This window comes from Providencia sp. PROV255, from assembly GCF_028478065.1.
Lineage (GTDB): Bacteria > Pseudomonadota > Gammaproteobacteria > Enterobacterales > Enterobacteriaceae > Providencia > Providencia rettgeri.
Window position 1 is genome coordinate 326,034 of the sequence record NZ_JAMPMI010000005.1, and the last position, 13,841, is coordinate 339,874.

The 13,841-nt window shown below is 37.7% G+C and carries 13 protein-coding genes; 5 read left to right on the forward strand and 8 right to left on the reverse strand.

From position 1 onward, the window contains the following. Positions 1-103: 103 nt before the first annotated feature. Positions 104-1,861, reverse strand: coding sequence for a DEAD/DEAH box helicase (locus PR725_RS05185; protein WP_110731997.1), 1,758 nt, complete (start codon positions 1,859-1,861; stop codon positions 104-106). 223 nt (positions 1,862-2,084) lie between these two features. On the opposite strand from PR725_RS05185, the gene rsuA reads away from it, so the two are divergent. The 3 genes from rsuA (at position 2,085) to PR725_RS05200 (ending at position 4,952) form a co-directional block, all read left to right on the forward strand. Continuing rightward, entirely contained in the window at positions 2,085-2,807 is a 723-nt protein-coding gene (gene rsuA, locus PR725_RS05190; RefSeq protein ID WP_272567908.1) for a 16S rRNA pseudouridine(516) synthase RsuA, read from the forward strand. A 3-nt stretch (positions 2,808-2,810) separates the two neighbouring features. Further along, positions 2,811-3,995 carry a Bcr/CflA family multidrug efflux MFS transporter gene (locus PR725_RS05195; protein WP_109911581.1) on the forward strand — a complete coding sequence of 395 codons (1,185 nt, stop codon included), beginning with the start codon at positions 2,811-2,813 and terminating at the stop codon, positions 3,993-3,995. Between the two features lie 615 nt (positions 3,996-4,610). After that, positions 4,611-4,952 carry a hypothetical protein gene (locus tag PR725_RS05200; protein WP_004260080.1) on the forward strand — a complete coding sequence of 114 codons (342 nt, stop codon included), beginning with the start codon at positions 4,611-4,613 and terminating at the stop codon, positions 4,950-4,952. Between the two features lie 252 nt (positions 4,953-5,204). Here the strand turns inward: PR725_RS05200 and mepS are convergent, their stop codons facing one another. Further along, the gene (mepS, locus tag PR725_RS05205) at positions 5,205-5,789 is read right to left on the reverse strand and encodes a bifunctional murein DD-endopeptidase/murein LD-carboxypeptidase (RefSeq protein WP_004911920.1); all 585 of its coding nucleotides are present in this window, start codon (positions 5,787-5,789) and stop codon (positions 5,205-5,207) included. Between the two features lie 750 nt (positions 5,790-6,539). Further along, positions 6,540-7,139, reverse strand: coding sequence for a YrbL family protein (locus PR725_RS05210; protein WP_109911631.1), 600 nt, complete (start codon positions 7,137-7,139; stop codon positions 6,540-6,542). Positions 7,140-7,477: 338 nt separating this feature from the next. On the opposite strand from PR725_RS05210, the gene PR725_RS05215 reads away from it, so the two are divergent. Beyond that, a complete protein-coding gene (locus PR725_RS05215; RefSeq protein ID WP_004911913.1) occupies positions 7,478-7,822 on the forward strand; it encodes a hypothetical protein in 345 nt (114 codons plus the stop codon). A 137-nt stretch (positions 7,823-7,959) separates the two neighbouring features. On the opposite strand, the gene yeiP is transcribed toward PR725_RS05215, so the two are convergent. The 3 genes from yeiP to PR725_RS05230 form a co-directional block, all read right to left on the reverse strand. Beyond that, positions 7,960-8,532 (reverse strand): elongation factor P-like protein YeiP, encoded by a 573-nt coding sequence (gene yeiP, locus PR725_RS05220; protein WP_004911909.1) that lies wholly within the window; start codon positions 8,530-8,532, stop codon positions 7,960-7,962. Between the two features lie 152 nt (positions 8,533-8,684). Further along, positions 8,685-9,929, reverse strand: coding sequence for a tryptophan permease (gene mtr, locus PR725_RS05225; protein WP_109911582.1), 1,245 nt, complete (start codon positions 9,927-9,929; stop codon positions 8,685-8,687). A 161-nt stretch (positions 9,930-10,090) separates the two neighbouring features. Continuing rightward, positions 10,091-10,528, reverse strand: a complete 438-nt coding sequence (locus tag PR725_RS05230; RefSeq protein WP_004911901.1) for a nucleotide triphosphate diphosphatase NUDT15 — start codon at positions 10,526-10,528, stop codon at positions 10,091-10,093. 164 nt (positions 10,529-10,692) lie between these two features. On the opposite strand from PR725_RS05230, the gene fruK reads away from it, so the two are divergent. Continuing rightward, positions 10,693-11,628, forward strand: coding sequence for a 1-phosphofructokinase (gene fruK / locus PR725_RS05235; protein WP_004253135.1), 936 nt, complete (start codon positions 10,693-10,695; stop codon positions 11,626-11,628). A gap of 72 nt (positions 11,629-11,700) precedes the next feature. On the opposite strand, the gene nfo is transcribed toward fruK, so the two are convergent. Together nfo and PR725_RS05245 are read right to left on the reverse strand one after the other, a co-directional pair. Further along, complete coding sequence (nfo, locus tag PR725_RS05240) at positions 11,701-12,546, reverse strand: deoxyribonuclease IV (protein WP_123381707.1); 846 nt, start codon at positions 12,544-12,546, stop codon at positions 11,701-11,703. Between the two features lie 100 nt (positions 12,547-12,646). Next, a complete protein-coding gene (locus PR725_RS05245; protein ID WP_123381708.1) occupies positions 12,647-13,726 on the reverse strand; it encodes a YeiH family protein in 1,080 nt (359 codons plus the stop codon). Between the last annotated feature and the right edge of the window lie 115 nt (positions 13,727-13,841).

Below are 13,841 nucleotides of genomic sequence, written 5' to 3' on the forward strand. Positions count from 1 at the left end.
GATTTGGCCTATGGATACTTCATTCAGCGAACAAGATATCGGAAGGCGGGCGGCATTTTAACGAAAAATCCATCATCCAGCAATCATTATGATCGTTTTCGCTTTATGATAGAGAATCTGCAACGCGAAAACGCCCTTGATAATCGAAGATTTTCTCTCTAATTTCCCAAAAACGCTCTTTTTTGCGTGCAACAATAAATTGAGGATAACGCAATAAAGATTGCTGCAATAATATATCATTTGCACTATTCCATTTAAATGGAACACCCGGAGCACGCTGATGCTCTCGTAAAAAACGATATTCGAATACGCGTTTTTGTGCGGGCGTCGCTAAGCGAAAACGTTCAGAAACGCTAGTTCCGTCTTCATCAAAATAATTTATTTTAATCCATTCACCTTTGGAATCACTTCCAGTAATGAATTGCATACCACCGCAACGAATGATTAATGCATCTTTAAGTTTTAATGCGGCTTTTAGCATATCGTCAGGGTCGGTAAGCACCTCTTGGCATTTTTGGCAGCGACGAGCAGCAATATCATTTTCTGCACCGCAATGTGGACATTGCTTGAAGCGAAAACGAAATTCACATTGTTTTTTCTGCCTATTTTCATCCTCTTCCCAGCCTTGGCAGCGCCGGCCGTAATGTTCAATAATTTGCCCATCAGAGGTACATTTACCCCAAAAAATATTCGCAAATTGGCACAATGGACAGAAAACTTGCACGGGAACACTGGTTGAGTTGGGTCTACTAGAACCCACTTCAGGCCGAAACAAATCATGTGGATTACCGGCATAATCTAAGATTAAACAGCGGGTTTTTCCTTCGGATAGGCGTAATCCTCGGCCAACAATTTGTTGGTATAAGCTGACTGACTCTGTGGGTCGTAAAATCGCAATCACATCAACATGAGGCGCATCAAACCCAGTTGTTAATACTGAAACGTTAACGAGATAGTGTAATTCTTTGTTTTTAAATTGGTTAATAATTGCTTGCCTATCAGCAGCAGGGGTTTCAGCTGTCACTAATGCCGCACTGTTTTGGGGTAAATAGCCCAAAATTTCTTTTGCGTGCTCAACCGTTGCTGCAAAAATCATACAGCCTTGTAATGGTGCTGCATATTCAATAACTTGCTCAATAATTTTAGGGGTAATGCGTTGCTGCTTTTTTAATGACAGATTAAGCTCTTGTTCATTAAAAATACCTGATGATGTCAGTGAAACTTGGCTAAAATCATATTGGAGAACAGGCATATCTAAGCGTTCAGGTGGTACTAAGAATTTGTTTTTAATCATATAATGTAGAGGTAGTTCATAAATACACTCACGGAAAAAACAATTTTCATCGCCACGTACCATACCATGGTAATGGTATTGGTAAATCCAACCACTGTTGAGACGGTAGGGCGTGGCGGTTAATCCTAAAATACGTAATGAAGGGTTATTGGACTGTAAAGCCTGGATGATTTGTTGGTATTGGCTTTTATCATTCAAACTTATACGGTGACACTCATCAATAATCACTAACGAAAAATGTGCATCAAAGGCTTTAAGGTTTCGAGCAACAGATTGCACGCTACCAAACACGACTTTGCTTTGAGATTCTTTTCGATTTAGACCTGCGGCAAATATATCGGCTTGTAGGCCATATGTGAGGTACTTAGCATGATTCTGCTCAACTAATTCTTTTACATGTGCTAATACCAGCACTCGGCCACGAGCAAGCCGCGCCAATTCAGCGATCACTAAGCTTTTACCTGCTCCAGTTGGCAAGACAATTACGGCAGGGTGAGTCTGTTTACGGAAATAATCAACCGTCGCATCGACAGCTTCTTGTTGGTATGGGCGTAAAACAAAAGGCATATTATTCAGCATTATGTAATTAAATCAGGTGAATGACGTTAAATTTAATTTAAAACGATGACTCTGTCTAAAGATGTGAGTTGTTTCGGTGAAACTATCACTTCACAAGGGTTATTGTTATAATGAATTATGTGATAACAATCACAACAACCTTTCACTCTATATTCTGACAGTTGAGCGTTATTGTACGCTTCACTGGCATTCCATCAAGTTAAGAGAATCTATGCGACTGGATAAATTTTTGTCCCAGCAATTAGGGATAAGCCGAAGTTTGGTAGCGCGAGAACTGCGCGCAGGGCTTGTAACGGTTGATGATGAAATCGTTAAATCAGGGGCTTTTCAAGTTACGATTGACCATGAAGTCGCTTATGATGGCAATGTCCTCGTACAAGTTACTGGGCCGCGTTATTTTATGTTACATAAACCACAAGGCTATATTTGCTCAACAGATGACCCAACACATCCAACAATTCTTTTTTTTATTGATGAGCCTCTTGCACAAAAACTGCATTCAGCAGGGCGTTTAGATATCGATACAACCGGCCTTGTATTATTGACGGACGATGGCCAATGGTCACATCGCATTACTTCACCCAAGCATCATTGTGAAAAAACGTACCGAGTTCAATTGAGTGATGATATTGCTCAAGATGTTGCTGAGAAGTTTGCTCAGGGCGTTATGCTCAATGGGGAAAAACATCCAACTAAACCAGCGAGACTGGAAATTATTAGCCCTAGAGATGTCAGGCTGACGATTAGCGAAGGGCGTTATCATCAAGTAAAACGTATGTTTGCAGCGGTAGGAAACCACGTTTGTGGGTTACACCGTGAACGTGTTGGGGAAATTTGGCTCGATGATGCTCTTGAGCCAGGAGAATACCGCCCACTGACGGAAGAAGAGATCAACAGCATTAATGTACCACGTAAAAAAATAGCAGGAGTTTAAAGAGTGCAACAGCAGCGTTCATCCTATTTGGGGCTGATATTAATTCTAGGTTTATTATCGATGCTAATGCCATTGGCTATCGACATGTACCTACCAAGCTTTCCGACGATGATGCATTATTTTAATGTAGATGAAGGGCGCATTCAAATGACGCTCAATAGCTACATTTTTGGTTTTGCTATAGGGCAATTATTTTATGGTCCTATGGCTGATAGCATTGGGCGTAAACCTGTTATTTTGGGTGGAGTTGTCGTTTTTGCCATCGCTTCAGCGGCTTGCGCTATCACTGAATCGATTGATTCACTGATTTGGTTACGTTTTTTACATGGTTTTGCCGCTGCAGCTGCAAGTGTTGTGATTAACGCACTTATGCGAGATATGTTTACTCGTGATGAATTCTCAAGAAGTATGTCTTTTGTTGTATTAGTGATGACGGTGGCACCGTTATTAGCCCCTATTTTAGGGGGAGAACTAATGCGTTGGTTTTCATGGCATGCCATTTTCTGGAGTATCGCCATTGCTGCGGTTGTTGCCGTTATTTTAGTGAGCTGTTTTGTGCGGGAAACATTGCCCGTTGCTAAAAGGCAAAAGTTTCATATTGGTACAACATTAAGGCAATTTGCGACTTTATTTAGAGCAAGACAGGTTCTGTTCTACATATTAGCGAGTTCATTCTCTTTTGCCGGGATGTTTTCGTTCTTAAATGCAGGTGCTTTTGTCTATATCGATTTGAATGGGGTGTCTCCACAGAATTTTGGCTACTATTTTGGTATCAACATTATCTTCCTGTTTATTATGACGACAATAAATAGCCGCTATGTAAGGCATTTTGGCGCAGAAAAAATGCTTTACTTTGGCATCATTATCCAATTTGTGATGGGCGTGTGGTTGCTTGTTACAACGGCATTTGCATTAGATTTTTGGACATTGGTTATCGGTGTTGCAATCTATGTTAGTGGCATAGCGATGATTACTTCTAATGCAATGGCAGTGATCTTGGATAATTATCCACATATTGCCGGAACCGTCTCTTCATTGGCAGGAACAATAAGGTTTTCAATTGGCGCACTCGTTGGGACTTTATTATCACTCATACCCGCTCAGAGCGCATGGCCAATGGTTGGTTCTATGGTTGCTTGTGTAGCATTATCAATGTTATTTGTTCTATTAGCGAAAAAAGCAAAGTAAACCATATGTTTTCAAGTTTCATGGATGAAACTGAGAACACACAATTCCCCTTTCTTTAAAATAGAATATTTTCTAGTTACTTCCCTAGATCATTCATTTTATCTATTAGAGATAAAGTAACATTGCTCGATAAAAGCGAGTAGTAATGTAGGGGTATTAAAATCCTTAATGAAAAATGATCTAAATCAATTATCATTCGAGCTAAATTTGTTAAATTTATGTTTTATTAATTAATGCTTATTGCAACATTATTCATTAATAAAAATTTGGTTTAACTTCAAAAACAAACTGTTTTTTACTATTTTCATTTCATAAATGTAAAAAAAAGTTAAGTGTTTTGAGTGAGATGTTGAGCTTAGAGATCAAAATTAGTTTAAATTTTAATATATTTACTACTAAAATGAATGTGCAATGATTTGTGTCACAAAAATTTAACGACATTTTGTTTTTTTAATGTTATATTTAAAGTTCGACATTTAACATTCATGTTACTTTTTGGATGACTAAAAGTTCGGTTTGAACGATGAATGATTGGCTTAAGCCCGTGTTAGGTCAAGTAAGAATGTAAGTATCAGTACTTGGCAAAATACTAAAATGTTTCAATAGGATATCTTTGTGGAAAAATTAGGTCTTTCGGTGGTGCACAGGCTACCGCAAAGCTACCGCTGGTTATCAGGCAAAATAGGTACGGATGTTGAAGTCGTGCCTATGAATGATGCCGATAGCGATAAGCTTGTGGGGCTGAAGCTACTTAGCCATGACTGTGCGACAGATTGTATTGCAATGCAGCAATTGTCTGAATCATTGTCAGATATGCAGATCGCTAACGCAATCTTAGAGTGGCAAAAAGAAATTTGCCTATTCATTCATGCTAATGATGAGCTAGCTGCTATGTGTCGCTTAAAAGCTTCTGGCGTCGCGATTGCAGAACTGTCTTCTGGCTTTTATAGTGCTTAGTTTTGAGTATATTTGCTTGGTTATATTGGCTCGATGATTCATTATTATTTTAGTTACAAGTTTAGTTCAGCTATGTTTTATAACTTGTTTTTGAATGAGCGTTATCGTGAGGTGGGTTTGGTATTTAAGCTATTTTTATCAAAAAGAATCAAATAGCTATACTAAATTTAGTTAATAAAGATTTCCAATAAAAAAGCTTCCATTGTATGGAAGCTTTTTTATTGGAAGGGGGATATAGAATGTTAAAAAAACTTATGAGCCATTAATAATACGTCTACCGGCATAATATCTTTTGCTCCAGTAGGAGTTAGTCATTTCAGAAACGATAACACCACTACTGGTTGACGCATGAACAAATTTTTGGTCGCCAATATAGATACCAACATGCTTCATAGTTCGGCCTGTTTTAAATAAAACAATATCACCGACTTTTAGGTTATTACGTTTTACGCTTTTGCCTGAGGATTCTTGTTCAGAAGTGGTACGAGGGAGTTCAACACCAAATTGTTCAAAGAATGTGCGTTGTACAAAACTTGAACAATCAACACCTTTCTTTGTTGTACCGCCAAGACGATAAGCCACGCCTTTCCAGCTTGCGTATTGATCCATTATTTTAGATTTAGTATCAACACTTTGTACTAATTCTTCGAATTCATCTTGAGATGCCATCGTCAAGGAGTCGCCAGCAGAACCATTTAGCATACGTGCATCTGATTTGGCAGTATATTGTGTGTTTTTAGCTGACTTTGGGTTGGTACATGCTGTGAGAGTTACGGCGATTGCAATTGCCGGAACAATGCGCCAAGCATAGCGCTTAAGTTTTTCAGGAGTTAGCATTCTTATATATATCCCTTACCATTTTTTTAGTACTTTATTGTGTAAAAAGACACAAAAAACTAAACTTATCCCTGTGAAAAACGCATTATAGATGCCAAAACTGTGTTTTTCGCAGAAAGTGTTTATCGCAGCACTACTAAATTTCGAATGTACTAGTCATATTTAATGACTTATTGAGTATAGGATATATATCAATATCGACTAAATTTACTAAGACATTCTTTACATTTTTTACATAAAAGATTTGGTATCGCAATAATCCCAAATCAAACCTTTAAGAGCATACATAAACAAAAGCAAAATGGCGAGTTAATAGAGGTGAAATTTACAAAACATTAGATAAAAGTGCCTATTTGCCATTGGTTTATGTGATAACTGTCTACAATGAAGGATCTTTACTTATAACACAGGTAATTGCAGTCAATGAAATATGATCTAAATCACATTTTCTTGGTTATTATCTCAGTGTAATTACATAAATATGTGCTTTTTAAGTTTGAAATGTAAAGAAGTTTAAATTTATATCTAATGACGGCTTATTTGTGAGTAAAACGAATAGCTTAGTAGACTTTAAAAAGGATGGTTAGAATAAAAGACAAACAAAGAATAATGAAGAAAGTCAATTCACTGTATGTTTATCAGGGGGTTTTGTTGTTCGGATTTTCTTTATGAAATAGATACTGGCGAGTGAGAGGTAATTTATGTCGACCACCAAACGGTAATAATGTAGGTGAACCATCAGTGTATGTGCTATATCTTGATATTGTAGTCACGATAAAGCCGTTGCTCGAAATCATTAAACCGGCGATTGAGGGTAGCACGAGCAATTCTAGCTGAAAAATAATCCATGGGAATGAAGTTAGATGACCCAAGGTTATCAATAATCAGAAATTGGCCGTGAGGTTTATAACCTAATTGGTAAACAATGTTGTAAGTCTTAAGTGCCATCGTGGCGATAGCCTCTTTATAAATATTCTTTTTAAATTGCTCATAAGCAATTTTCATATTTTTTTTATGTTTTAAAAAAAGTTGTTTGTTTTTTAGGTAGTAATCTAAAGTATGTGAAACATTTCCAGTTTTATCTTTGATTAATTGGAATACATATCCTAATCCGCGATCAGTTTGCTGGGTTCCATAGTAATGAGAAATTGTTTTTATTGTGAAGTTTTTTTTATATAGACGCTTATAATAGCGAACCTCTCTTAATGTTTCTTTATCATCTCTTCCACTTAAATGAACTTTTACACATAGGTCATCATATTCAGGATGCTGATAACAAGCACGCTGTCGGCCTGATGCGATCAAATTGATAGAGGGTAATGCGATTTTTTTATTTAAATTCTTATGCATGATGATTAACACTATCTTTAACGATTCTAAAGTTTTTGATGTATAGATGAGCCTTAAGTGGCGTTGCGACGATTTTCATAAATTATAGGGCTAATGCTAATAGATATTATTTATAAAGTGTTGCATTTTGTGTGGTTAATTAAGTGTGATGTAAGTCCTTTATTTTGTTTTGATAAATAATTAAAACAAAAAATAAAAAACTACGACCATAAATGAAATTATTAATATCCCTTTGGAATTAGTATGTCGTCCTCAGGCAATTCAGCCAAATTAAATACTTTAACTGTAAATAAATTACAGAAAGTGACGATAACATAATTTTAAAAGGGGATTTCATTATGAATAGCTCAGTAAAAAAAATGGTCATGACTTTTCTGGCAGTAACGGCATTAAGCACAAGTTTTTCAATCGTTGCGTCAGAAAATAGTGAGACGAAACGCAGTAGTACAGGCGTTATTCGATTTACTGGTGCCATAGTTGCATCACCTTGTGTTGTCGAAGCGAATGCTAATAAAGTTGAAACTAAATGCTGGAATGATAATGGTAAATTGGAAACTGCATCTGCAGATATTCGTAAATTAAAAAATAAAGAAATGTTGCTTCCGAATCAAAAAGGTACTCAACAATTTAATTGGATTAATAAAGATAAAACCTTAGGTATTTATACAATAAAATACGATTAATCTTGAGTTGAATAAGAATTGAATGTAGCAAACTAATATGAGAAGGGTATGCAATGTTTAATTTTAATGACATATGCCTATGAACAGTAACTTCATAGGCATATAAAAAATTGTTTCTATCAAATTAAAAACAAAAATTAGTCACAACGGCCCATATAACGACGCTCGGCGATATGAATACGAATTTTTTCTCCGCTGGTTAAATATTCAGGGACTTGGACTGTTAGTCCTGTAGCCATGGTTGCGGGTTTAGTCCGTGCGCTTGCTGATGCGCCTTTAATTGCAGGTGTTGTTTCAACAATCACCATATCAACCGTTTGTGGTAGCTCTAATGCAAGAACTTGTCCATCCATTGTTAATACTTGCATTCCTGGTAACCCTTCTTCAGGAATAAAAAGTAATTCTTCTTCAATATCCGCTTTTTTGAAAATGTAAGGAGTGTAATCTTCATTGTCCATGAAGACATATTCATCACCATCAATATAAGAAAAACTCACTCCACGGCGTGTTAGCGAAATGGTTTCTAAAATATCATCGCCTTTGAAACGCTCTTCAACTTTCTGGCCAGTTTTGATATCAGTAAAGCGCATTTTATATAGCGTACTTGCACCACGAGCGCTAGGTGCTTGAATATCAATGTCTTTTACAAGTAATAGTTTGCCATTGTAGTTAATTGCTAAACCACGTTTAATTTCGTTGGCCTTGGCCATAAATAACCTTCTTTAGGGTTGTCAAAAAGAGTGCGACAAAATTACTCGCAGATAAGGAATTAGGCAAGATGCTGAAGTCAATTTTCAGTGAAAAATTTTTAGATAAATATCAGTATGAATATAACCCGTAGGTTATATTCATACTCGAATGGTTAATAGATAGGAAGTAAACCAGATAGCGATAATAAATGAGCGACCGCATTAATTAATCCAAAGAGGATCACGAAGCCAATGATAAAGCTCCCTCCTGGTGCTTTATAACTGTTGTTAGGGTAGCGTTTACGACTTGCTTTCGCCATCAGGGCAGGGACAATAACAGCCCAAATAGTCGCTGCTAACCCTGCAAAACCAATCGCATAAATAAACCCATTAGGAAAAATTAAAGCGAGTACTGTTGGTGGTAAAAAGGTGACTAATATGGATTTAAGGCGGCCAAATTTGTTATCTTCAAATTTGAAAAAATCAGCGATAAAATCAAATAGCCCTAAAGATACACCTAAGAAAGAACTCGCTAAAGCCATATAGGAGAACAGGTTCAAAAACTGAGAAATAAAACTGCTTTGGGTGGAAATATTCATTTGGGTCAGTAATGCATCAATATTATTACCATTTTCTCTGATTTCAATAAATGAAGTTCTTGGAATATTTCCTTGAATCGCATACTGCCACAAAATATAGATAACCACGGTAATGGTTGCGCCATAGACGAGGCTCTTAACAACACTGCGGCTATCTTTATTATAATATTTTACTAATCCTGGCACATTACCGTGATAACCAAATGAAGTTAATAAATAAGGTAATGCGGCTAAGGCATATGGAAGATACTGGCTTTCACCTTGTTCAGTTTGGTTAAATAAGATAGCTGGAGATGCAGTTGAAACCATTCCACCGATTGACATAATAAAGGTGATTACCATTCCACCAATTAAAATAGTGCTTAACCTATCGACAGCACGCGTAGAAAGCCACACAAAAAAAGCCACTATGAAGGCAAAAATAAAGCCAGCACCTGCTTGAGGTATCTGTATTTTTTCTGACAAATTCGCTGCGATGATAGAGCTACCCGCAGAAATATAGGCATAAGTAAGTATGTAAAGCACAAAGGTGACGGATAAACTATTAATTGAATTCCATGTCGAACCCAACAAATCTTTAACCATCGTATGGAAACTAGCGCCCGCAGGGTAATTCATATTGGCTTCTAAAATCATTAACCCAGAAAGTAACATGCAAATAAAGGTATAAATCAACAGTATGACGGAGCCTGTGAACCATACGCCAGAAGTCACCATAGGAATAGAAAACATACCAGCACCCACTGCGGTACCGGCAATGATCATAGCACCTCCTAATATAGAAGGATTTTTTTGTTGTGTTGTTCCATCAATAGCCATGGTGGCTCCTAAATATATTGTTTCACTGTACTAGCTAAATGATACGGCAAGCATGAAGTATTGTAAATATAGTAAATAGAATAAAACAGGGAAAAATGAGTAATTAGAAAGGGATGGATAATAAACGTACAACGCGAGAATGTTTGTACGCTTACGATTAATTAGGCGTTTTGGCGATAGAAACGTTGTGTTAGCCAGAGGTCAACCGCGTTGCGACTAGCCTCAAAATGCGGTTCTGGGAGTTTGTCTGGTGAAACCCACATTAAGCTTTCACATTTATCTGGTTCCATAATTTGAGGCTCAACATCACCGTCATATTCAACATGCATGCAAACAGAAACGGTGTGTTTACCTTCTTGTTGGTGAGTTTGTAAATTATTGCTGATGCCAAAAACAGTGGGGGCTTGGATATCAATACCTATCTCTTCTTTTATTTCGCGAATTGCACAGGTTTCAAAAGATTCACCGGGGTCGACATGTCCGCCGAAAATGGACCAATAGGGCGCATGTTTACTACTGCGTTTACCTATCAAAATTTGCCCATACTTGTTAGTGATTAGCACACCGACACCAACGACGACGTAAGCAGGCTCAGACATATATTCTCCTTATTATTTTATTTTTCAGCGCGCTGATCCTGACATAATCTTGTAGAAAAACAAGCAGGAAAAAGTACAAATATCACTGAAAACAATATGCTTTAATGTTATAACTATACTTAAATTTAAAGACACGATAATCATGATAAGGGAGATTAGTGGTTATGACTCGCCGGGTTGCTACAATTACATTAAATCCTGCTTACGACCTTGTGGGCTTATGCTCTACTATCGAAGTGGGGGAAGTCAATTTAGTCAAAACCGCTAGCCTCAATGCGGGTGGTAAAGGGGTCAATGTCGCAAAAGTACTCCGTGACTTAGGTATTGATATCACTGTTAGTGGTTTTATGGGAAAGGATAACCAAGAAGAATTCCAACATTTTTTCAGTGAAAATGGCATGGCTAACCGCTTTAGTATGGTGCCAGGACGGACACGAATTAACGTAAAACTCACGGAAAACAATGGGGAATCGACTGATTTCAACTTTTCAGGTTTTGAGGTCAGCAAAGAAGACTGGAACCGTTTCTCGACAGAATCACTCAATTGGCTTGGCCATTTTGATATGGTTGTGGTTAGCGGAAGTTTGCCAAGTGGTATTGATCCAGAAGAATTTACTCGGTGGATGACTCGCCTTCGCCAATTATGCCCATGTATTATTTTTGATAGCAGTCGAGAAGCCTTAAAGGCGGGTTTAAAAGCGTCACCATGGCTAGTAAAACCTAATCGTCATGAGCTAGAAAGTTGGGTTGGTCGAAAACTACCAGACTTACAAGATGTCGTAGCTGCAGCCCATGAATTAAGAGATAAAGGCATTTCCCATGTTGTCATATCGCTAGGGGAAGAAGGGGCTCTGTGGGTTAATGCTTCGGGTTCTTGGTTAGCTAAACCACCACATTGTGAAGTGATAAGCACGGTTGGGGCTGGTGACTCGATGGTGGCAGGGCTAGCTTACGGGCTACTCAATGGTGAGTCCAGTGAGCATACCTTACGTATGGCGACTGCAATTTCTGCACTCTCAGTTTCCCAGCCAGATGTCGGCTTAAAAAATAGAAATAAATTAGCGGATATGATGGCAAAAATTGAAATGAAATCGTTATAGGTCATTCAGTTCAAATAAAACCCCCATATGATAAATGCGGGGGTTTTTGTTATTAGAAAGTAGGCTAAATCGCTAATTATTTTGTTGTGCTTTTAACCACGCAATTTCTTGTGGCCAAATATCGGGGTTTACGGTTTCTAAAATCAAAGGGATACCATCGAAACGGTTATCTTGCATAATGTAAGTAAATGGTGCAAAACCAATATTCCCTTCACCTAAACTATGGTGGCGGTCGACACGGCTGGCAAATTCACTTTTCGCATCATTAAGGTGCATTCCTTTTAGAAATTCAAACCCGACAATTTCTGCAAACTGGTCAAATGTTTTATCACAATCTTCGGCAGTGCGTAGGTCATAACCTGCGGCAAAAGCATGACAAGTATCGATACACACACCTACACGGCTTTTATCTTTTACCCCATCAATAATTTTTGCGAGATGTGTAAAGTCAAAACCTAAGTTAGTACCTTGCCCTGCCGTATTTTCAATGACAGCAGTCACTCCCTCGGTTTCAGCAAGCGCGATATTAATAGATTCAGCAATCCGCGCTAAACAGTCGTCAATTTCAATTTTGTTTAAATGACTACCTGGGTGGAAATTAAGTAAATCAATACCTAATTGCTCACAGCGCTGCATTTCATCGATAAAAGCGACCCGAGATTTTTCTAGAGCTTCAAATTCAGGATGACCTAAATTGATTAAATAGCTGTCATGGGGCAGGATCTGGTGTTTACCGTATCCATATTTTTTGCAGTTATCTTTAAATTTTTTAATCACTTCTTCGCTCAGTGGCGCAGCTTTCCACTGACGCTGATTTTTTGTGAACAATGCAAAAGCGGTTGCGTTGATTTCATGTGCACGAATAACGGCTTGGTCAACGCCACCAGAGGCGCTGACATGTGCTCCAATATATTTCATTTTTGACTCCTTTTTATTGGAGTATGCCATTAATAAGTGAATAAATGAAATCAACAAACAAGCCACCAGTTAAGGTGGCTAAAAACGAGGAAAATGTAGATTAAAAAATGTTTTGAATCAGTAAGTTAATTAATAGCCCGCCAACTATCAACCAAACAAACAGTATCAACGCCATTAGCAATGGTTTAATGCCCGCTTGGCGAATAGCGCTAACATGGGTAGTCAACCCTAAAGCAACCATTGCCATAGCAAGTAAAATGGTATCCAAAGCAATAACTTGCTGTACTAATGCCTGAGGCAGTAAATTGAGTGAGTTAAAACCTGCGACAACAATAAAAAATACAGCAAACCAAGGAATAGTAATTTTACTTTTTTGGGTCTTTATTGTTTGGTTAGCGGCCGTTTTACGGCTTAAAAACGCAGATAAAATAATTAAAAATGGCGCAAGCATCATGACACGGATCATTTTGGCAATAACAGAGGCATTTTCTGCATCTGTACCAATTGTATGGCCTGCTGCAACAACCTGTGCAACTTCATGTACTGTTGAACCAATGTAAATTCCAAAGGTTTCTTCTGTTGCCGGAAACCAACCAAAGTGTGCGTTTAATTGGTAAATCCAAGGGTAAACAAAGATACAAATCGTACCAAAGATAACAACGGTTGAAACGGCAACAGCGACTTTACTTGCGGATGCTTTAACGACAGGCTCAGTTGCCATGACCGCGGCTGCGCCACAGATACTACTGCCAGCACCAATTAATAATGTTGTTTCTTCATCAAGACCGAACACTTTTTTGCCTAGCCAATACGCTAATAAAAATGTCGATGTTAATGTTAAAGCATCAATAATTACACCAGTAGCGCCTACGTCAGTGATCTGTTGAAAAGTAAGGCGAAAGCCATACAAAATAATCCCGGCACGTAAAAAATAGTGTTTGGCAAATTTAATGCCAGCATCACAAGATTGACTGGCTACGGGGTAAAAAGTATTCCCGACAATAATTCCTAATAATATTGCGAGAGTTAATGCACCTAAACCAATATCCATAAACCAGGGTTGGTCACCGAGGTAAATTGCAATAGCAGTTAGAATACCCGCTAGAATAATACCTGGTATGAGTTTAAATATAGGGTTTAGGCTATTCTGCTCAAGGGTGTTGGTGTCACTTTTATTCATGATAATACTCTTTATTACCGCTTATAAGATTTAGTAATAAGGATATAACAAAAGTAATAATAATTTAAATTGAGTATCTTTATATAATCTACCACCAAAATAGATTATAAGTTTC

Bases quoted from the DNA above. Each gene is read 5' to 3' on its own strand.
- PR725_RS05185 (WP_110731997.1), bottom strand. From the start codon at position 1,861: ATGCCTTTTGTTTTACGCCCATACCAACAAGAAGCTGTCGATGCGACG.
- rsuA (WP_272567908.1), top strand. From the start codon at position 2,085: ATGCGACTGGATAAATTTTTGTCCCAGCAATTAGGGATAAGCCGAAGT.
- mepS (WP_004911920.1), bottom strand. From the start codon at position 5,789: ATGCTAACTCCTGAAAAACTTAAGCGCTATGCTTGGCGCATTGTTCCG.
- PR725_RS05210 (WP_109911631.1), bottom strand. From the start codon at position 7,139: ATGCATAAGAATTTAAATAAAAAAATCGCATTACCCTCTATCAATTTG.
- PR725_RS05215 (WP_004911913.1), top strand. From the start codon at position 7,478: ATGAATAGCTCAGTAAAAAAAATGGTCATGACTTTTCTGGCAGTAACG.
- yeiP (WP_004911909.1), bottom strand. From the start codon at position 8,532: ATGGCCAAGGCCAACGAAATTAAACGTGGTTTAGCAATTAACTACAAT.
- mtr (WP_109911582.1), bottom strand. From the start codon at position 9,929: ATGGCTATTGATGGAACAACACAACAAAAAAATCCTTCTATATTAGGA.
- PR725_RS05230 (WP_004911901.1), bottom strand. From the start codon at position 10,528: ATGTCTGAGCCTGCTTACGTCGTCGTTGGTGTCGGTGTGCTAATCACT.
- fruK (WP_004253135.1), top strand. From the start codon at position 10,693: ATGACTCGCCGGGTTGCTACAATTACATTAAATCCTGCTTACGACCTT.
- nfo (WP_123381707.1), bottom strand. From the start codon at position 12,546: ATGAAATATATTGGAGCACATGTCAGCGCCTCTGGTGGCGTTGACCAA.
- PR725_RS05245 (WP_123381708.1), bottom strand. From the start codon at position 13,726: ATGAATAAAAGTGACACCAACACCCTTGAGCAGAATAGCCTAAACCCT.